Here is a 20,143-nt window from a genome sequence, read left to right as displayed (position 1 = left end):
GTTTCACGTCCCGCTCGGTCCAGACCGACGGCCGAAGACCTCCGGCAGGTCGAAGAGCTCGAACAGGCCGGGCGACTGGTACGACACGATGTGGTCGATTCCTTCGTTGGTGACCGACACGACGTTGAGTTGATGTGCGCGGTGCACTCCGTCGCTTCCCCGCAGGTACGCCGCGAACGCGGGCTGCCCGTTCGCCGAGGTCCGGACGAGCCGGTTGTCCCCGGCCGCCGAAGGACAGAAGCGATCGATGAAGGACTCCATCGCGTCGCGGCCGGCGATCCACATCGGCAACGGCGGCATCTCCCAGACCGCGTTTTCCGTCATGATCCCGGCCAGCGCGCTGCTGTCCGCGTTTTCGACGGCGGCCACGTATTTGTCCAGCACCGCGCGGCGGGCGGGCACGTCGACGACCTCGTCCTCCGCGGGAGCGGCCTTCTTGACCGTCGCACGAGCTCTCTGCAGCGCGCTGTTCACCGCGGCATGGCTGATTCCCAGCAGGTCCGCGACCTCGGGTGTCTGCCATTTGAGCACGTCACGGAACAACAAGACCGCGCACTGCTTCGGTGGCAGCAGCTGCAAAGCGGCCACGAGGGCGAGCCGCATGCTGTTGCGCGACGCCGCGACGGTGGCCGGATCCTCCGTCCCCGCCCCGAACACCTTGTCCGGGCTCGGTTCGACCCACCGCACGTGCGGCAGTGGCGCCAGCGCGCTCGGCGCGACGTCCAGCGGAGGATGGCCGAGGCCCGAAGGCAACGGCCGCCGTCCGCTGCGCTCCAGTTCGGTGAGGCACACGTTGGTCGCGATCCGGTACAACCACTGACGCAACGACGAGTGTTGTTCGAGCCCGCCGAAGCCACGCCAAGCCCGCAAGTACGTCTCCTGGACGAGCTCCTCGGCGTCATGGACCGAGCCGAGCATCCGGTAGCAATGCGCCAGCAGCTCACGGCGGAAAGGCGCGGTCACCCGCTCGAAATCCTCCTCGACCAGCACCTGCTGCCTCCCCTCACCTCACCGGCACCCATGCCTCGTCCCCGCCGGCGATTCGACGTCACAACGATACAGACCAGCGGGCCTGCCGAAACTCATCGCTCGCGCCGAAAATCACCCTGTGTGAACGCCGAACCCGCGGAAACAGGCCCTATCGAGTGGCGCTCGAAAGGCCCACGTCCGCTCCGCGGGCAGGTCGTCCCTTCACCACTCGACGTGCCGTGCGCAGGGCGTCGAGCATGAAAGCAGGCCGCATGAGCGTCTGCGGCGGGTCGACGAGACCCGCCACCCGGAAGAACGCCGCCGTGAACCTGCCGCCCACCTGCGCGGCGGTATGCAGGCGCGCCATGAAGAGGTTCCCCATGCGAACCTGCAGATCCCGCTTTCCGACCACTTGCGGGAAGGCGAGGTCACCGCCCGCGGAAATGCTCCAGGGCACGTCGATGATCGGTTTCAGCTCGCGGAAGAATTCAACCGGCCGCGGCTGTCCCTTCGCGAGATGCTCGGCGAGTGCGACAGCCTCCATGGCGGCCACGGTCATTCCCTGGCCGTAGACCGGGTTGAAGGCGCACACGCCGTCACCGATGACCAGGAAAGCGGCCGGGAACCGGGTCAGCTTGTCGTACCGCCGTCGAATGCTCGCCGGGACCCGGAACGACGTCGCCTCGCCCACCGGTTTCGCCGTGTGCACCGCGCCGTGGATCTCGGGCGCGGACAGCGATCGCGTGTAGTCGAGGAACCCGTCGAGTTCACCGGGCGGCCGGTCGCCGATGATCCCGGTCAAGGAGACCAGTGCCTCCCCGTTTCCGAGATTGACGAAGAAGGCGCCCCGGGGATTCGCCGGACAGGCGACCGGGTTGATCGCCAGGTCGTTCCCGAAGGGATCTTCGGTCAAGGTGAAATTGCGCGAGGTGTAGGTCAGGTCGATCTTGATGCTGTCCTCGCTCGGCCGTTCGTAGCCGAACTCCTCCAGCCAGGCGGGCGTCCTGCTGCCCCGGCCCGTCGCGTCGACGACCAGGTCCGCGGTGAGGACGTCGTCGGCCTCGGCGGTCGTGCCCGCGACTCGGACGCCCTTCACCCTCGTCTTGTCGCCGGAGACGATCAGACCGCGGATCACCGTGCTCTGGAGGACTTCGACGTTCGGCAGAGCGAAGACCCGGTCACGGATGTAGGCCTCCAGCTGTGGCCGGGTCGCCGACACACTCAGCAGGCCGCAATCCTTCTGCGCCAGCCGGGCGCCGTTGAAATACCACCGCAGGCGGCCCGCCATGTCGCCGATGGGGACGCCGTCGTCCTGCATCTGTGCGAGCAGCCCCGGGAACAGGTCCTCCAGGATCTGCTGGCCCTTGGCGAGCAACGCGTGCGCGTGCGAGCCCTGCGGTATCCCGCGACGGGTACCGGTCACACCGATGATCTCGTCTCGTTCGACGAGGAGAACCGTGCGATATCGCTTGGACAGCACCCGAGCTGTCAGCAGACCGGCGATACCCGCGCCGAGAACGACCGCTCGTTCGCCTAGATGATCGACCACGTGAAGCCTCCGTTTCAGGGACCGCTGCTAGGGATGAGCGACGGCCCATGGGATCTTCATGACAGCTCCTCCCGATCGTGGAGCGGAGCAAGCGGCTTGGGCGCCGCGGACCGGGACGGGCCCGGGGCCGGCCTGCCGAGGCCGTGCTTCAGCACACGCCTCACCATCGACGGCCGCATCAGGGTCTCCGGCGGGTCGATCAGGCCCGCCACCCGCATGAACGCGCCGGCGACCCCGGCGTCCTTGGTAGCGGCGTACTGGAGACGGGACATGTACGCGTTGCCCATCCGCACCTTGAGCGTGCGGCGGCCCTGCACACGCGGGAAGTTCAGGTCGCCGCCCGCCGAGATGTCCCACGGCGCGTCGATCACCTTCGCCAGGTCCGTCAGGAACGATCCGGGCCGCACACCGCCCTTCCGCAGATGCTCGCGCAGGGTCAGTGCCTCGATGGACGCGACGCTCATACCCTGGCCGTAGACCGGGTTGAAGCTGCACAATGCGTCGCCGATGAGCAGCAGGCCGTCCGGGAAGCGGGAAAGGCTCTCGTAACGGCGCCGGACACTGGCCGGGAAGCCGAAGCTCACCGGCGCGTCCAGGCCTTCGGCGTCATGGACCGCGTCGTAGATGTCCGGCACCGGCAGCGAGCGGACGAATTCGAGGAACGCGCCGGGCTCCGTCGGGGGATGGTCGCCAAGGATGCCGGTCAGCGAAAGGATGCACGTGTCCTTCCCGATCTGCCCGAAGAACGCGCCCCTCGGATGCGCGGGCGAGGCGACCGGGTTGATCGATTGCACGCCGCCGAACCATTCCGGCCGCGTCCGGTAGAGCCGGGTCGTGTAGGCGAGGCCGACTTTGACCTTGTCCTCACGCGGGCGGGCGTAACCGAATTCCTCCAGCCAGGCGGGTGTGCGCGAGCCACGCCCGGTCGCGTCCACGACGAGATCGGCCTCCAGCGCCTCCTCCTGGGCGCCCTCGGCGCGTGACCGGACCCGTGCCCCGATCACGCGGTCCCGGCTCGGTGTGGCCAGCAGGCCGAGAATGTCGTGCTTTTCCAGAATCCTGACATTCGGCAATTCGGCGACGCGAGCGCGCAGATACCCTTCCAGGAAGGGACGTGGCGCCGTCACCGAGATCAATCCGGTGCGCGACGGCCGCAACTCCCGCGCGTCGAAGAACCAGCGCATTTCCCCGAGATCACCGGTCGGCACGCCGTTGGCGCGCAATTCTTCGGTGAAACCGGGGAACAATTCCTCGATGATCAAATGGCCACGAGCGTGCAGGCCGTGTGCGTGCCGGGTGTGCGGAGTCCCTTTGCGTGCCTCGTAAACCCCGACGATCTCGTCGCGATCGACGATCAGCACCTCGGAAAAGAATTCGGCGAGCACCCGCGCGGCCAATGTTCCGCCGATGCTGCCGCCCAGTACGATCGCCCGTCTCCCGGTCACGTTACTCACGGCGCCAGTCCCCTTTCTCGTGATCAGCTCGGGTAATGCTTTCAGCCGACGGAACGGCGGCGCATCTTTGAGGGTGCGGCGGCAATGGACCGACCATGGCAGTGTCGTACCCGGTCACGCATCTCTGGTTGTGCGCGGGTGAGCCCGGTTCAACGCGGCACGATCGAAGATGCCCCGGCCCACCCACGATGAAAGCGTCTTGCTCACCGGGGCGGACAGACGGCGGTGAACGCGTTCCGTCCACGCCTTCACGAGGAGGTTTCAGTCTTGTCCACCGAAATTCCCACGCGCGAGCAACTGGTGCGGCGTATCTCCGAGCTGCGGCCAAGTCTCCGAGACAAGGCCGGTTGGGCCGAGGAAAACCGTCGGCTCCACGACGACACGATCGACGTGCTGGCGGACGCCGGCGTGTTCAAATTGCGCACACCGAAGCGGTACGGCGGATTCGAGGCGGACACCGCGACACTTCTCGACGTCGCGGCCGAAATGGGCAGGGCGGACGGGTCCACCGCGTGGACCGCGGCGGTGTATTGGATTCCCACCTGGATGGCGTCGCAATTCCCGGACGAGGTACAGGACGAGGTGTTCTCGACACCCGATGTCCGCGTATGCGGCACGCTCAGTCCGACCGCGATGGCCACCCCTGCCGACGGCGGCGTGGTGATCAACGGTAAATGGGGCTTCATCAGCGGTGCCCATCACGCGCACTGGCAGGAGGTCATCGCCGTGCTGGTCGGCGGTGAGGGCGAGCCCTATCCGATCATGGCCCTGGTGCCGATGTCGGATCTGCTGATCGTCGACGACTGGCACACCTCGGGCCTCAAGGGCACCGGCAGTGTCAGCACGGTGGCGAAAGAGGTGTTCGTCCCGCAGGCACGCATCATGCCGCTCCCCGCCATGTTGCAGGGGCAGTACGCGAGCGTGCGGAACGCCGACGCGCCGATCTACCGGGCCCCGCTGCTGCCGGTCGCGTCCGCCTCGTCGGTCGGCAGCGTGCTCGGGATGGGCAACGCCGCCAAGGAGTTCTTCCTCAAACGCCTGCCGAACCGGAAGATCACCTATACCGCATACGAAAGTCAGCGGGAGGCACCGCTGACCCACCTTCAGGTCGCGAGCGCGTCGTTGAAACTGGACGCCGCGGAGTTCCACGGGAAGCGCCTGACGTCACTGGTGGACACCAAGAGCGTCGACGGCACCTCGTGGAAGCTGGAGGAACGTGCGCAGGCACGCGCGGACATGGGCGCGGTCTGCGCGCTCGTCAAGGAGGCGGTGGACATCTTCAGCACCGCGAGCGGCGGATCGTCGATCTACACGGACGTGCTCATGCAGCGCATCCAGCGGGACGTCCAGGCCGTCAACCTGCACGCGCTCATGCACCCCGACACCAACACGGAACTGTACGGCCGCGTGCTCTGCGGTCTCGAACCCAACACGCTGTACTTCTGATCGCCGAAATCCGGAACAGGGAAGGGAACCCATGGACTCCAGCACCAAGGCGGAGCAGGCCGCGGTCGCCGCGCTCACGCAGAAGGTGATTTCGGCCTGGGCGTACAACGACGCCGATACCTTCGCCGACGTCTTCACCGAGGACGGCACGATGATCCTGCCGGGCCTGTACAAGAAGGGCCGTGAGGAGATCCGCGCCTACCTCAAGGACGCTTTCGCCGACCAGTACAAGGGCACCCAGGTGACCGGCAAGCCGGTCGACATCCGGTTCTTCTCGAGCGAGGTCGGCCTGCTGCTGACCCAGGGCGGGGTACTCGCGCCCGGCGAGTCCGAGGTCTCGGACTCGCAGGCGATCCGCGCGGCGTGGTTCGTGGTGAAGCAGGACGGCGAGTGGAAGCTCGCCGCCTATCAGAACAGCCCCGCCACCCAGCGCCTTCCCGTCCCGGGCACGTCGGCGAACTGACACCACGCCGGTCTTGCGCCCGAACGTCCAGTCAGAGGACGGCGTTCGGGCGCATCGGCGTGAGCGGGTGCCGGGGGTCTCCGTGGCAGCCGTGGCACCGGGCCCCGTCGGAAGTCCGTGAAGGCCTCCTTGAGGGACTCTGGGTCCCTCAAGGAGGCCTTCACGGACTTTCGGCAGCGGGCCCCTGTCGCCACTCACGACCACCTCGGTCACGCCACCCCCGAATTACGGGTCAATAAGGTGGACACGCGTGATTGAAGGCGGAACTCGCGTGATTGGGCGGCGAACTCGCGTGATTGAAGGCGCAACTCGCGTGATTGGAGGCGGAACACGCGGGCGTTCGTGCCCTCAACGTGGCTTCGGCTTCATGAGCGTGGCCAGGGCGGCACCGGCCACGAGTACACCGGCCAGGACGGCGAGGGCCGTGCGGGCGGCGGAGAGGAACGCGTGCTGCCCGAGTTCCCCGGCGACGCGGTTCTGCAGGATCGCGCCGGCCACGGCCGCCCCGAGCGCGCCGCCGACCTGCCGGGCGGTGTTCAGGATCCCGGACGCGGCACCGGAGTTCCCTGGGGTGATGTCGCGCATGGCCTCGGTCGTCGCGGGCGCCAGGGTCAGGCCCTGTCCGACGCCGACCGCGATCAGCGGGAGGACGAACACCGCGGCGGTCGACGAGGAGTCCGGCAGGAGCCCGACGCCGAGCACGCCGAGCGCGAACAGCGCGAGCCCGGAAACGAGCAGCGGTTTGCCGCCGATCCGGTCGGTCAGCCTGCCGGCGACCGGAGCGACCGCGCTGAGCGCCAGCGTCCAGGGCAGCGCGCTCAGCCCGGACTCGACGGGGCTCATGCCGAGCAGCGTCTGCGTCTCGATCACGAACACCAGCAGCAGGCCGTACAACGCGAACGAAGTGATCAGCGTGATCGTGGTCGCGATGCCGAAGTTCCGGTCACGGAACAGCGTGAGCGGCACCAGCGGTTCCGCACGGCGCCGTTCCCACAGCACGAACGTCACGAGCAACACCACCGACGCGGCGAAGATCGCCGGAATGGAGACCGGGCCGGCCACCTTGCCCCAGTCGTGCCGCTCCCCCTCGATCAGCCCGAACACCAACGCGGTCAGGCCGGTGGTGGCGAGCAGCACGCCGACCGGGTCGAACCGGTGCGAGCGTGCGGTGCGCGGGGCGGGCACGAGCCGGAGGGTCGCGACGATCGCGATCAGGCCGATCGGCAGGTTGAGGTAGAAGACCGACTGCCAGCCGAATTCGGTGACGAGCAGGCCGCCGAGCGTCGGCCCGCTCACCGACGCCAAACCCGCGACCGCGGTGAAGATTCCGAACGCGGCGCCACGACGTCGTGCCGGGAAGATCGCCGAGATCAACACGAGTGCCTGGGGTACCAGTGCCGCCGCGCCGACCCCCTGCAGGATCCGGAAGACGATCAGCATCCCGGGAGTGGTCGACAGTCCACACAGGACAGATGCGACGGTGAACCCGGCCAGCCCGGCGATGAAGACCGCGCGCGGGCCGACGAGGTCGCCCAGGCGGCCGAAGACGATCAGCAGCGCCGCGAAGGTCAGCAGATAGCCGTTGAAGATCCACAGGATCTCGTCGATCCCGGCCTCGAGCACGCGCATCATCACCGGCGCCGCGGTGTTCACGATCGTGGTGTCGAGCAGGATCAGGAAGTTGGCGAGGCACAGCACGCCGAGCGCGGGCCAGGGACCGGACCGCACTCCGGTCCGCGTCAGGTCACCGCGCATCCTGGCCGGTTTTCAGTACACCGATCCTTCGCGCGGCCGCCATACTCGCCCATGACGTCACTTCGACCAGGGCCCTGTCCTCCCGATGGACGCGCCGGAACTCCGCCACGACCGTCTCGTCGACCTGGTAGGAGGCCATCGCGGTGACCAGGGCGAGCCGGCCGGCCGCGCGTTCGGACGCGGGCAACACCGTGATCGCCTCTTCGGCCCAGGCCCGGCTCGGTCCGGTCGGCCGCCCGTCCCATGTGGACAGTCGCGCGCAGACCAGCGCGGCGACACCCTCACTGACGCTGTCCCGGGTGGCGGAGTCGATCGCCGCGGCGGCACTGGCGAACGCGGCCGCGATGACGGGGTTGCCCGCCGCCCACCGCAGATCCGACGGCAGCGGTTCCCGCGGCAGCAACTCGAGCGACGTGCCGGGCTCACCCGGCTTGGCCGCCACCGCACCCATGAACCTGCTGAAGAAGGCCTCCGCCGCGCCGCGGGCCGCCGCCGGGAGCTCGTCCGGCAGCGGCGAATCTTCGAGGAACACGTTCACCATGCGGTTCAGGTAGTGGAAGCACACCGCGACCCCGACGAGTTCCGCGGTGTGTTCGGCCGGGAACGGGCGGGTTTCCGCCACCCCGGGCAGCCGCGCCCAGGCCGCGATGTCCATGTCCGCGGGCAGGTCCGCCGAGGCGCCGATGCCCCGCACCGTCGCGCCGTGCACCGTCACGCAGTACGGGCACTCGTTCGACCGCGACACCGCGGTAGCGACACGTTCCTTCGTCCGGCGATCGACGAGTCCGGGCGCGACCAGCGTCTCCCGCAACACCATCCAGCTCCCGGCGAGCACCGCCGGGGCGGCGGCGTGCAGCGCCACCGGCGGGGCGAGCATGCCGAAGTCGCGTTCGACCTGGCGGTACACGTCCGCCACCAGCCCCGTCGCCCGCCGCGGCGCGACCGGGGTCACATAGCGGATCTGCCTGAGCGAACGGCGCAACGCGGTTCGCAGCAGCCTGGAGGTCATGATCCTTGACTGAACTGTCCCGCTTCGCGCCCTTCGCCCGCGGGCCCGCGGTAGGCCTGTGCGATCTCCAGCCAGTGTGCCGCGTGCTCGCCGGTGGCCACGAGGGCGAGGTCGGAGTGGTGACGGCGCCGGGTCACCAGCAGGCAGAAGTCCTCCGCCGGCCCCTCGACGCGCTGGGTGGCGTCCTCCGGCCCGAAACCCCACTGGGTGCCGGCGGGTGACACCAGGTCGAACCGGAACTGCTCGGCCGGCGCGGTGAGCCCCCTGGCCAGATAGCCGAAGTCCCACGTCCGCACCGCGAACGCGACCAGATGGCCGAGGCGTTCCGTCCGGGTCCGGCGCACGCCGAGCGCGTCCGCGATGTCCTGGCCGTGGGCGAACATCTCCATCATCCCGGCACTCGCGAGAATGGACGGCGGCAGCGGATTCACCAGCCACGGAACGAAACCGGCGGGATCGGCGGCGGCCAGCGCCTTCGACGCCGCGCCGCGCTCGGCCTTCCACCGGTCGAACAGCACGGCGGGAGGATCGGGCAGGAACTGCGACAGCGCGGCGTGGACGTTCGCGTCGAAATCCGGCCCGAGGCTGCCGGCGAGGTTCTTGAACCCCTCCGGATCGGCCGCGGCCAGCCCCGCCATCCGGAAGGTCGCGGCGAGATGCGCCACCTGATGCGCGATCGTCCACCCCGGCGCCGGGGTCGGCGTGGCCCACTGTTCCGGCGTGAGCGACGCGAGCAGCGCGTCGAGCTCATCGCCGTCGGCGTCCAGATCCTGAATGACTTCCCGCAAACCGGCCACGCCGTTCACCTTTCACACGAATCGACAAGGATTTCCTCGGACTTAGCTTGGCGGTGCCGCCGGTGCGCTGTCATGTCCCATCGTGCGCCGGACCGGCAGCCGGCGTGTCCACAGTGGACAGGCGAAGGTGACGTGTCGTGGCGGGTGGCAGGTCCGTGAGCTCTCAACTGGCGGAGGCCGTTGCGGGCGCCGTCGTCGTCACCCTGGACGGCAGCGGAGCACCGTACTCGACCCGCACCCCGCGCTCCCGCGCCGCTTCGACGATGGCGGGAATGGCGCGTTCGGCCAGCGCGGCGATCGTCAAGGCCGGGTTCACGGTGAGCGCGCCGGGGACCGCGGAGCCGTCGGTGACGAAGATCCCGGGGTGGTCGCGCAGTTCGTGCCGGTCGTCGAGGGCCGAGGTCGCCGGGTCGTCGCCGATGCGGCAGGACGCGAGCGGGTGCACCGTGTAGGCGCCGACCACGTCATTGGTCCACGGCATGACCTTGGCCAGCCCGTCGCGCTCCAGGATCGACTTGACCTCGGCGTCGGCCATCGCCCAGCCGCTCAGGGTGTTCGGCGTCGGGTCGTACCGCAGCGAACCGCGGCCCAGCATCTGCTGGGAGATCCGATACGCGTTGCCGGTCGGCGGCGGCGGGCCGAAGACGCCCTCGTTGTCGTCCTCTGTCATCAGGAAGATGGTCAGCCATGACCGCCACTTACTGAGCATTTCCTTCTTGGCGAGGCCGAACCAGGCCGGGCCGGTGGCATCGGGTGCCTGGGCGAGGATCGTGCCGAGCCCCGGCGGGAAGTACAGCTGTTCCAGGGAGAACCGGGTGTACTCCGGCCGCGAGCCGTCGAGCTTGTCCCAGTTCGCCACCACCGGGCCCTTGCCGATCTGGTTCGCGGCGTAGGCCGGTCCGTCCTCGCGGGACAGGCCGAGCACCTCGCCGACGCGGTCCTCGTCGATGATCGCGGTGTTGAGCCGCTCGCCGTTCCCGGAGAAGTACCGGCCGACCGCGTGCGGCATCGGCCCGAGCTCGGGCTCGGAGCGTTGCAGGATGACGGGAGTGGCCGCGGCGCCCGCCGCGAGGACGACGATCTTGGCGTCGATGGCGCCGCCGGGCTCCTGGAGCCGGTAGTCCACCTCGTCGACGCGGGTGTAGTGGATCCGGTAGTCACCGTCGTCGTTCCTGGTGATCCGCTGGACCTCGTGGAGCGGGCGGATGTCGGCGCCGTGGCCGACCGCGCCGGGAATGTAGTTGAACAGCAGCGACTGCTTGGCGTCGAACCGGCAGCCCGCCATCATCCAGTTGCAGTTGGTGCATTTCGCGGCGTCGATCCCGACCGGGACGGGGTTGGCGGTCCGCCCGGAGTGGTTGCACGCGGCGGCCCACAGCCCGCCGGCGTAGGTGACCTCGCTCCAGCTCTGCTTGCGGACCGGCACCACCTGCGAGACGCGGTCGTACCACGGATCCAGCGTGTCGCGGCTGATGGCCTCGGGCCACATGCGGCGCCCGATACTGCCGTGACGGTCGAAGACGAACCGCGGCGCCCGCGGCAGCGCGGCGAAGTACACCACGCTGCCGCCACCGACACAGTTCCCGCCGAGCACGCTCATCCCGTCGCCCGCCACGAAATCGAAGACCCGGGTGTACGACTTGCCGAGCAGGTAGTCGTGGTCGAAATCCTCACCGGACAGCCAGGGCCCGCGTTCGAGGACGACGACGTTCGCCCCGCCCGCGGCCAGATGGTAGGCGGCGATGGCGCCACCGAATCCGCTGCCGATGACGACGACATCGGTCTTCTCGGTCGCGTTCATGACAGGCTCCCTGATTCGGTGGTGTCCGGATGCGACTTCGCCAGCACCCTGCCGTACGAATACTTCGGGAACCGCCACAGGCCGTCGGATTCCGGTTTGGCGAAACCCATCGCGAGCAGGCCTGGATGTCCTTGTTCGATCGCGTCGGTCGTGCTCATGTGCGCGGCGCTGTCGTAGGCCATGTTGCTGAACAGGGCGAGAAGGACCCACCCGTCCTTCTCCGGATGGCCCGGCGTGGTGAGCCGCTCCACCAGCGCGGTCCGGTCGGCGAACGCCAAGGCCACGAACGGCGGGACGGACTCGTCCAGCGTGAGGCCGAGCTCCTGCGCATAGGCCGTCGCGTGCCCGTTGAGCGCGGCCGACAACGGTCCGAGACCTTCGGAGACACCCGTGGCGTCCCACTCGAGCAGTTCGATGGCACCGGCGGCGACCGCGCCGCCCCCGTCCGAAACCCCCGCGATAGCCCGGTCGTCCGGTGCTCGTTTCTCGCCGGGGATGATGGTGTCCGCGAACGCTTCGAGCGTCATCGTCTGAAGCTGGTAATCATCCATATTCCGATACCCTCGTCATCTGACCGGAGTGCTACGGGGGAATTCACTGTGCCGAGTGGACGGTCATGGGCAGGCCACCGCGAACACGCAGTGACAACATCGGTTCCGCGACGGCGTCGTATCCCGGCCGCTTCTTCAGCCGCAGCTCGCGGCTGATCATCGCGATCACGAACACCGCTTCCATCATGCCGAGGTTGCTGCCGACACAGAACCGGGGACCGGCCCCGAAGGGAATGTAGGCATACCGCGGACGGCTGCCGGTGTTCTCCGCGGAGAACCGTTCCGGCGAGAACCGCCCGGGGTCGTCCCAGAACTCCGGATGCCGGTGCAGCGTGTAGGGGCAGACCACGACGTCGGCGCCGGCCGGGACCGGGTAGCCGCCGATGTCGTCGGCCCGCTGGGCCTGCCTGGTGAGGATCCACACCGGCGGATAGAGCCGCATGACCTCTTCGACCACCATGGTCGTGTAGGTCAGCCGGTGCAGATCCTCGTAGGACGGCGGCCGATCGCCGAGCACCTCCACCGCCTCGGCGTGGAGCCGCTCGAACACCTCCGGATGCCGGTCCACCAGATGGAAGGTCCAGCCCAGCGTGCTCGCGGTCGTCTCGTGGCCGGCGAGCAGCAGCGTGACCAGCTCGTCCCGCATCCGCCGTTTGGCGACCTCCGGCCGCGGCTCCTCCTTGGTCGAAGCGATCAGCCGCGTCAGTACGTCGTCGCCGTCGACGCGCGGATCGGCTTTGCGCTCGACCACCAGTGCCTCGACGATCCGGTCGAGATCCTTGCGCGCCTTGCGGAACCGCAACTGCTTGGGCAGCGGGATCCACGTCGGCACCATGCTCAGCGAGACCATCTCGAACATCGCCTGGTCCTGCACCGCCTCGAACGAATGCCCGATCGAGTCGAACGCGCCCAGATCGGCGTCGAGCAGGGAGCGCCCGAGCACGCCGAGGGTGAGCCCCGTCATCTCTTCGACGATGTCGACGGGGTCACCGCCCACGTGCGTTTTGAGCCTGCCGACGAGTTTCGTGGCCTCCTCGGCGACGACCCCCGCCTGCGCGGCGATGCGTTTGTGCTGGAACACCGGTTGGATCGTTTTCCGCTGTTTGCGCCACAGCTCGCCCTCGCTGGTCAGCAAACCGTCGCCGAGGGCGCGTTTCGCCTGGACCAGGCCGATTCCCTTGTGGTAGTTGCCACTGTTGTCGGCCAGCACGTGCTTCGCATATTCCGGATGGTTGAAGAAATAGAGCGTCTTCGGCCCGATGGCGATCCGGGATGCGTCCCCATAGGTGTCGGCCGCCGAGGTCATCAGTGCGAGCCGGTCACCGATGAGTTTCCTGAGCAGACCGAACGTCTGGGTACGCGGCGGGCCGGACAGCGACCGGGCCCGCTGCGGCGCGACGGTCATGTCCGCACGACCTTCTTGTCCTCGCCCGTGCCGTCCAGGGTCGCCGGCGGCGCGGGGGTCAGCGAGACCGTCACCTTGCCGTCACCGTTGGTCTCCGGTGCGGCGGCCTCGGCCCGTTGCTTCGCCTCGAACTCCTCGCGGGCCTTGTTGGAGAAGTGCAGGCCCCACAGGAACAAACCGCGGACGAGGCAGACGATCGCCGTCGCGAGGAAGATGCCGTACGCGATGTGCGCGACCATCAGGAAGCCGTAGATGATCGCCACGCCGGCACCGAACGCGATCTGCGAAGCCGGTTTCGACGGGCTGGTCCCGGGGTCGGTCACCATGTAGTTGGTGAAGAGGATGAAGGCGACCCCGGTCATCATGCCCAGCGCGGCGGGAATGGACGTGTCGAAGAAGATGCCACGGACGATCGCCTGCAACGCGAAGGTGATCACCCACGCGCCGATCAGCCACATCCGGCCGGTGAGCTTCCCGTTGAGCATGGTGCCGCCGAGGATGATGATCCCGGGCACCAGCCAGTCCACGAAACCGGAGACATGCTCGGTGAAGTGGTACGGCGGCGCGATGTTCACCCACGGGAAGATCAGCAGCAGCACGGCGATGCCGAAGTTCGACGGGTTCATGTAGTGCCGCAGCCTGCCCCGCACCGGGGCGCGCAGGACCCACTTCGTGCCGACCGCGACCACCACGCCGAAGATCAGCACCCAGACCTGGTCGTTGACGTAGATCAGCATGTTCATGGCGAGACTGGTGATGTGCGCCGGGTAGAGGAATTCCACCATCCCGCGAACGCCCCGGCCCGCGTAGCGCGGCGCCCGGTGGTCGACCCGGGCGGCGAGCGCCTCCAGGCCGATCTCCACGGTGTAACCGGTGGCCAGCGCGATGAACGGCCAGATCCACGGCTGCTCGAAACCCAGCAGCGCGTAGCCGATGATGTTGAACACCGAGATCGACATCGCGAAGTTGCGCAGCGCGATGGTGACCTTGGGATCGTGCCGCGGAGGTGCCGCGGTGCTCGTCGTGTTCTCAGCCATACCGATCACTTCTCCTTGGCCTGGGCGCCCAGCTGCAGGGTGTGCCAGCCAGGGGTCAACTTCAGGTCCTGCTCGTGGATCTGCCCGCTTCGGTCACGCCACTTCAGGTGGACCTGGACCGGGCCGTCGAGGTCGCCAAGGCCGATGTGCACCTCGTTGCTGCGCTTGCCGGAGTGGCCACCGCCGCCGTCGACGCGGCCGACGAGTTTGCGTCCGTCCGGGGTCGTCACCGTCACCTGGGCACCGACCGCCGGCGAACCGGGAGCCTGTCCGGTCGCGGCCTCGTGGAACAGGCGCAGCCCGAGGTGGGCACCGGAGTCCTTGGCGACGTTCTGGTAGAACACCGGCTGGTCCCACTGCCGGGCCACGGCGAAGTCGAGCTTGCCGTCACCGTCGGAGTCACCGGTCGCGATACCGCGGGTAGGCACCGGGACGTCGAGCTTCAACGCTCCGGAGATGTCGCCGTAGGTCCCGTCGGCGCTGCGGGCGTAGAACGCGAGACGCTGGCTGCCCGCGATGTCGTCGCCGTGGTTCACGTTCGGCCACGCGCCGGGGTTGGACAGGATCCCGTCGTTGGCCGTGGCCAGCTCCTGCAGCTGCGGCCACCGGTTCACCTGGCCCTTGACGAAGCCGGTCGCCTGCGCGATCTCCACGGCGCCGTCGTTGTCGAAGTCGCCCGTCTTGACGTCCCAGCCCCATCCGGACCACGCGGTGCGCGAAGGACCGCTGGTGTCGGCGAACGGCGGGGTGCCCTCGGCGAGCTTGGCCCGCACGTCGGCCTGGTCCTTGGCCGTGTTCATGAACTGGAAGTTGCTCTCCTCGATGCCCCACGAGGAGGTGATGTTGCTGACGAACATGTCGTACAGCCCGTCACCGTCGAGATCGCCGAAGTCGACACCCATGCCCTTGAACGAGTCGATGCCGACCTGCTTGGACTTGGGGATGACCGGTGAACGCACGTCCTTGACCAAGGAGAACTTCAGCTTGCCGGGGGTGGACTGGTTGTACAGGAGGTTGTCCGGCCCGAAGTCGTTGGCGAGGTAGAGCTCCGGAAGGCCGTCGCCGTCGAGGTCGTTGGCCGCCGCGCCCAGCTCCCAGCCTTTCGACACGTCGACCGGCAGCGCGTCGTCGATGCGCTGATAGCTCACCGACGGGCTCGCTCCCGTCGTCGCGCCGGTCCAGCGGAAGAAGTAGTCCTCGCCGCCGTTGTAGGCCGCCGACATGGAGTCGTTCATCTCGACACCACCGGACACCCGGTCGTCGAGTACCGGCCCGTGCGGGAAGTAGTTCGTGATGAGGATGTCGCCGTGCCCGTCGCCGTCGAAGTCGTCGAAGGCGACCGCGTTGGTGTTCCACTGCGGACCGTTGTACTCGGCGCCACCGTTGCCGGGGACCAGTTCGGTCGGCGTGAACGCGGCGGGGCCGAGCTTGGTCGCGTCCGGCTCGGCCAGGAACACGATCGGGGTGCGTCCCCAGTAGTAGACCAGCAGATCGGTCCGGCCGTCTTCGTTGAAGTCGCCCGGCAGGCAGCCCATCGGCGCGATGCGGTCGTTCATCGGCAGCGGGCTCGGCGACAGCGCGAACGGCGCGTACCGGTCCGCCTTCGCGTCCGGCGTCGGGGTGACGACGACCTGGTCGATCCGCGGGTCGGTGACGCAGAGATCGTTGGCGAGGCGGTCACCGTCGACGTCGTTCATCGCGATGGCCGCGCCGACCGAGGAGATCCACGCGTCGATATGCTGATAATCCTTGTTGACCTTGCGGATCTCCTTTTGCGGGAAACCGCTCGGCATCGCGATCGAAACCGGGGTGAAGCCGAATTTCCCGGCGAGATTCGCCGTCTCGGCGGCGGAGGTCGCAGGCTTTTCGGCGACCACGAACATGGCCGCCATCAAGACCAGCGCGACCACGCCTGGTAGTTGCTTGCGCAACCAGCCGGCTACAGACTTCACTGACTGACACCTCCAAGAGAGACGAATTCTCCGGCGATACGATCGCGCCACGCTTCGAAAGCGGGCGATTCGCCGTCGACGACTTTGTCAGGGCGGAGATCCTGGGTGATCTGCGCCGCTTTCTCGGCGGAGAAACCACACAGGATCCGAGTGGCCGTTTCGGTGTGCGGCACGAGCAATCCGGCTCGGATTCGCGCTTCCGCGCCGAACGCGCTGCCCTGTGCGACCTGGGGACGGAATCGGCCCGCCCGGTCCGCGAACACGCGCAGCTCCTGCTCGTCGGCCCCGCCGGCATAGGTCGCGGCGAGCCCGGCCCCGCTGTACAGATCCGCCCTGCGCGACTCGGGGAACTTGCCGATCATCGCCGTGACACGTGCGGCATCGGTACCGCCGACGAACCACATCGCGCGGCCGATCCCCTGGTCGATGGCGTTGGCGGCATAGCCGGAGCGGCCGTCGGGCCACGGGAAATCCCGCTCCTGGTACTGCTCGTGGACGTAGCGCGCGGTGTGGAAGTAGGCCTGATGGAACCCGTACCCGTCCAGCACGAGCCAGCGCAGCAGCGGATCGGTGGTCGCGCTCTTCGGCCAGCGGAACCTCGGCAGCCGCGCCATCGCCCAGCCGATTCCGACGTAGATCATGTAGATATGCGGCGCACCCGGACCGGCCAGGAATTTCTCGGTGAGCCCGCTCGGCCCCAAGGGCAGTCTGTCCCGGACGGTGAATCCCATGGCCGCACCCTCATAAGCGAATCCGCGGAATCGGGCCGGTACGGTTTCCAGGTTCTCCGCTGCCTCTTCGACGGTGCGCGCCTCGGCGGCGTACCCGTATCCCGTGAGGAACGTTTTACCGACGGTCTCCAGCATTTCCTGAGCGGCCGGGTTCTTTTTGTGAAAACCGCGAACATCCAGCGATGTCGCCGAAACATTCGGTGTCAAGACCCGGCGTCGTAGTGCGCGCCAACCTGTCCCCAATGTGATCCGCCTCCGTATGTCCCTCGTTCGGCGATTCATCCCGAAGAGAGCTTCACAGGTGAGCGGTGGTGCGGGCCACTCCGAATGTGCTCTGGTGCAGCGTCCAGCGTGTCCACAATGGACATCGATGCGTTGCTCGCCGGTCCGCGAGGGTCTCCTTGCCTACCCTAACGATAGGCAGGGCAAGGATGACGTGGTCGAGTCGGCGGCAGGAGCGGGGTCACCGAGACGCCTGGCGCACTCTTGACCATCCACAAAGGACAGAAGTCAGACGCCAAGCCCTCATTTCGGGCCTTTTTTCGCGAGGGGGGGGTCGCGGGTGGCGTGTCGCAACGAAGGTCCGTGAAGGCCTCCTTGAGGGACTCTGGGTCCCTCAAGGAGGCCTTCACGGACTTCTCTGATGTCACGTCTGCCCCACTGACACCAGGGGTCACATCGCCGGGTAGCGAGGGGCTCCTTCGCTACCCTCAGGGTAGCGAAGGAGGCCTTCACGGACCGGGGAGTGCCGCAGCCCTCACGCCACGGTTGACTTACCGCTCGATAGCGTCGTTACCACTCACGACCTTCCTGCAAAACCGTACACATGGGCACCAAACAGGCATTTCACCGCCGGGGTCGGCCTTCACGCGCGACCTCAGCCGGCGTCGAGCGAAGCGAAATGCGCGCGGATCTTCTGCCGCCACAGCTCGTAAGGCGGTTCGGCGGGGCTTCCGCCGTCGTGGACGGCCGTCCCGTCGGCCAGCCTCACGGCCGCGTCGAGGGTCAGGTCGCCGAACGCGCGGACGGCCTGCTCACTGTGTTCCGGCACGAAACCGGCGTGGACCCTGGCCTTGGCCGCGAACACCATGCCCAGCGCGAGATCGGGCCGGTAGCGCCCGGCCGCGCGGCGGAGGTCCACCAACCCGTCCGGCGGGCAACCACCGGCGAAAGTCGCCGCGAGACCGACGCCGCTCCACAGGTCCGGTCCGCGTTCATCGCCAAAGCGTCCGACAGCCTCGGCGACGGCCTCGGGAACGGCGCCGTTGATGAACCACAGCGCCCGCCCGATCCCCTGGTCGATCGCTCGCGGGAAGTACTCCGGGCAACCCTGCCACGGGTACGGCTTCGGGATCCGCTGCTCGTCGACCCACTTCCGGGTGTCGAAGTAGGCGCGGTCGAAGCCGTAGCCGTCGACGGCGAGCCAGCTCATCGTCGGGTGGTACGGCGACGTGCTCAGTGCCGGGACCACCTTGCCCCACAACGCCCTCGGCAGCCGGGCCATGGCGAAGCCGATCCCGATGTAGGCAAGGAAGATATGCGGCGCGCCCGGCCCTTCGAGCAGCTCGCGTGTCCGCGTGCCCCGGCCGCCGCGCATGGCGTCCAGCACGGTGCAGGCCATGGTCGCGCCCTCGTACGCGAAGCCGAGCTGCTCGGGAAGGACCAGTTCGAGCCTGCGCTCCAGCTCCCATTGATCCCTGGCGTCGATCCCCCACTCGAACCCGCAGAGCACCGCCTGCGGGATCGCCTCGAGGGTGCCCGCCGCGGGCGCGGCCGCCGCCGGGAACCCGCGTCTGGCGAAGGTCACGTCGCGCAGCTGCGGGGTCAGGACGTATCTGCGAACGGATCCGAGTGCGGTGGGCATGGTCTGCTCCTCAACCCCACGGGGCGACGGGGTACCAGGGGATGATGTCGCGCCGTGCGAGCAGGCGGACATCCCAGTACAGAACGGTGAACACGCCGGCCACGATCAGCGAAACCGCGATCAGCACGGTCAATCTGCTCGGTCTGGCGGCGATCCACCGCCGGAGCCGTCCACCGGCGAAGGTGGCGAGGATCAGGAACAGGATCGCCATGATCACGATGTTCCCGACCGACTGCAGGACGAACGCGGCCGCGCCGTAGAGCGGGTTGTGACTCTCCGCCGCGTCACGGAACATCTGCCGGAACAGGGCGAACGGCCTGCCGATCAGGAAGCCGCCGATCAGCACTCCCATGAACACCATCGGCGCCTGGGGAAAACGCCGCGAGACACGCGCGAACGGGTCGGGCACCACCTTGAGCGCGGCCAATCCCAGGTAGAACATGATCAGGCCGATCAGCCCGAACACCACCAGCGACTGGACACTGCGCGCGGACAAGGCGCCCGGCGCGTTCGAGGACGTCGCGAACTGGGGCATCGTCGTGCCGACGAAGCCGACCAGCGCACCGTAGACGGCCGAGATCGCGATCATCCCGACCGACAGCCAGCCCAACGGTTTCAAGGCCTGCGCGAATCTCGTCCACCTGCTTCCGGTGGAGCCCAGCATGGGCGCCATCGCACCGAATACCGCGATATTGCACGCGGTGAACGTGCCGGCGATCCCGGAGACCAAGGCGAACATGATCCCCGCGGCGACCCCGGCGATCGGGGTTTCCTTCACGTCGTGCCCGAGCAGCGTGTTGGCCACGTTGTCGCCGATGACCCGGTCGACGAACTCCGCCGACCAGACGACCGTCAGCAGGAATCCGCCGAGACAGCTCAGTAAGATGATCAACCATCGCCTGCCGGGAACGTATCCCGGCACGAACGCCGATGACGCGGGCGAGTCGCCCACCCTCACGGATTTCACGCTTTGCTGCACCATCTGCGTCCCCTCGACCGAGAGCTGTGCCTCGGACAACATAAACGACAATCGCCCCGCGAGGTGCAGCCGAAGGGGATGACCGCACATTCCGACAAGATGTTCGGGATCGTGCTCAATATCCGAGGTGCGCCCGCCGTCGTCGGCGCGGGCCTGCTTCGTGATCACCTGGCCACCCCGTCGGACACCAGCGTAACCGCCTGGTCAGCCTACCGGGAGTCGCCGATTCATAACGCTTCCATGGAATTGCGCGCCGTCCCGAAGAATCACGCCGTTATGCCGTTTCGGCTGCTCACAGGCCGACTGACCGCACATTCGAAGATGCCCCGGGAGACGTCAACAGGCAGCCTCGAGTAGCAGGTTGGCGAGTTTATCCTTTCA

Annotated in this window: 17 protein-coding genes; 3 read left to right on the top strand and 14 right to left on the bottom strand. The window is 67.9% G+C overall.

The annotated features are described in order from the left end of the window. Window positions 1-3 precede the first annotated feature (3 nt). From DL991_RS18410 to DL991_RS18400, 3 genes are all read right to left on the bottom strand, one after another. On the bottom strand, window positions 4-990 hold the full coding sequence (locus tag DL991_RS18410) for a sigma-70 family RNA polymerase sigma factor (RefSeq protein ID WP_125785566.1): 987 nt from the start codon (window positions 988-990) through the stop codon (window positions 4-6). Between the two features lie 148 nt (window positions 991-1,138). Continuing rightward, on the bottom strand, window positions 1,139-2,518 hold the full coding sequence (locus tag DL991_RS18405) for an NAD(P)/FAD-dependent oxidoreductase (RefSeq protein ID WP_125785565.1): 1,380 nt from the start codon (window positions 2,516-2,518) through the stop codon (window positions 1,139-1,141). A gap of 56 nt (window positions 2,519-2,574) precedes the next feature. Next, on the bottom strand, window positions 2,575-3,972 hold the full coding sequence (locus DL991_RS18400; protein ID WP_125785564.1) for an NAD(P)/FAD-dependent oxidoreductase: 1,398 nt from the start codon (window positions 3,970-3,972) through the stop codon (window positions 2,575-2,577). A 267-nt stretch (window positions 3,973-4,239) separates the two neighbouring features. Here DL991_RS18400 and DL991_RS18395 point away from each other — a divergent pair, with 267 nt between their 5' ends. Beyond that, window positions 4,240-5,418 carry an acyl-CoA dehydrogenase family protein gene (locus DL991_RS18395; RefSeq protein ID WP_199746618.1) on the top strand — a complete coding sequence of 393 codons (1,179 nt, stop codon included), beginning with the start codon at window positions 4,240-4,242 and terminating at the stop codon, window positions 5,416-5,418. A gap of 31 nt (window positions 5,419-5,449) precedes the next feature. Then, window positions 5,450-5,881, top strand: a complete 432-nt coding sequence (locus tag DL991_RS18390) for an SgcJ/EcaC family oxidoreductase (RefSeq protein ID WP_125785563.1) — start codon at window positions 5,450-5,452, stop codon at window positions 5,879-5,881. 348 nt (window positions 5,882-6,229) lie between these two features. On the opposite strand, the gene DL991_RS18385 is transcribed toward DL991_RS18390, so the two are convergent. The 11 genes from DL991_RS18385 to DL991_RS18335 form a co-directional block, all read right to left on the bottom strand. Further along, the gene (locus DL991_RS18385) at window positions 6,230-7,636 is read right to left on the bottom strand and encodes a DHA2 family efflux MFS transporter permease subunit (RefSeq protein WP_125785562.1); all 1,407 of its coding nucleotides are present in this window, start codon (window positions 7,634-7,636) and stop codon (window positions 6,230-6,232) included. After that, the gene (locus tag DL991_RS18380; RefSeq protein WP_125785561.1) at window positions 7,626-8,645 is read right to left on the bottom strand and encodes a carboxymuconolactone decarboxylase family protein; all 1,020 of its coding nucleotides are present in this window, start codon (window positions 8,643-8,645) and stop codon (window positions 7,626-7,628) included. The genes DL991_RS18385 and DL991_RS18380 overlap by 11 nt, the downstream gene beginning before the upstream one ends. Then, window positions 8,642-9,442: a TIGR03084 family metal-binding protein gene (locus tag DL991_RS18375; RefSeq protein ID WP_125785560.1), complete on the bottom strand. Its 801-nt coding sequence runs from the start codon at window positions 9,440-9,442 to the stop codon at window positions 8,642-8,644. The genes DL991_RS18380 and DL991_RS18375 overlap by 4 nt, the downstream gene beginning before the upstream one ends. 163 nt (window positions 9,443-9,605) lie before the next feature. Then, window positions 9,606-11,243 (bottom strand): FAD-dependent oxidoreductase, encoded by a 1,638-nt coding sequence (locus tag DL991_RS18370; protein ID WP_125785559.1) that lies wholly within the window; start codon window positions 11,241-11,243, stop codon window positions 9,606-9,608. Beyond that, a complete protein-coding gene (locus tag DL991_RS18365) occupies window positions 11,240-11,794 on the bottom strand; it encodes a DUF5987 family protein (protein ID WP_199746617.1) in 555 nt (184 codons plus the stop codon). Before DL991_RS18365 ends, DL991_RS18370 begins: the two co-directional genes overlap by 4 nt. A 43-nt stretch (window positions 11,795-11,837) precedes the next feature. Then, entirely contained in the window at window positions 11,838-13,199 is a 1,362-nt protein-coding gene (locus tag DL991_RS18360) for a cytochrome P450 (protein ID WP_125785557.1), read from the bottom strand. Then, a complete protein-coding gene (locus DL991_RS18355; RefSeq protein ID WP_199746616.1) occupies window positions 13,196-14,236 on the bottom strand; it encodes an enediyne biosynthesis protein in 1,041 nt (346 codons plus the stop codon). The genes DL991_RS18360 and DL991_RS18355 overlap by 4 nt, the downstream gene beginning before the upstream one ends. A 5-nt stretch (window positions 14,237-14,241) precedes the next feature. Next, entirely contained in the window at window positions 14,242-16,188 is a 1,947-nt protein-coding gene (locus tag DL991_RS18350) for a CRTAC1 family protein (RefSeq protein ID WP_199746615.1), read from the bottom strand. After that, window positions 16,185-17,201 carry a DUF1702 family protein gene (locus DL991_RS18345; RefSeq protein ID WP_125785555.1) on the bottom strand — a complete coding sequence of 339 codons (1,017 nt, stop codon included), beginning with the start codon at window positions 17,199-17,201 and terminating at the stop codon, window positions 16,185-16,187. The genes DL991_RS18350 and DL991_RS18345 overlap by 4 nt, the downstream gene beginning before the upstream one ends. Before the next feature lie 595 nt (window positions 17,202-17,796). Then, entirely contained in the window at window positions 17,797-18,783 is a 987-nt protein-coding gene (locus DL991_RS18340; protein WP_125785554.1) for a DUF1702 family protein, read from the bottom strand. Window positions 18,784-18,793: 10 nt separating this feature from the next. Next, window positions 18,794-19,765, bottom strand: a complete 972-nt coding sequence (locus tag DL991_RS18335; RefSeq protein WP_125785553.1) for a hypothetical protein — start codon at window positions 19,763-19,765, stop codon at window positions 18,794-18,796. Window positions 19,766-19,840: 75 nt separating this feature from the next. On the opposite strand from DL991_RS18335, the gene DL991_RS18330 reads away from it, so the two are divergent. Continuing rightward, window positions 19,841-20,119 carry a hypothetical protein gene (locus DL991_RS18330; protein ID WP_125785552.1) on the top strand — a complete coding sequence of 93 codons (279 nt, stop codon included), beginning with the start codon at window positions 19,841-19,843 and terminating at the stop codon, window positions 20,117-20,119. Window positions 20,120-20,143: the final 24 nt, after the last annotated feature.

Source organism: Amycolatopsis sp. WAC 01375 (genome assembly GCF_003947325.1).
Lineage (GTDB): Bacteria > Actinomycetota > Actinomycetes > Mycobacteriales > Pseudonocardiaceae > Amycolatopsis.
The sequence above is the reverse complement of the archived record's forward strand: the minus strand, read 5'-3'. Positions and strand labels throughout refer to the sequence as shown.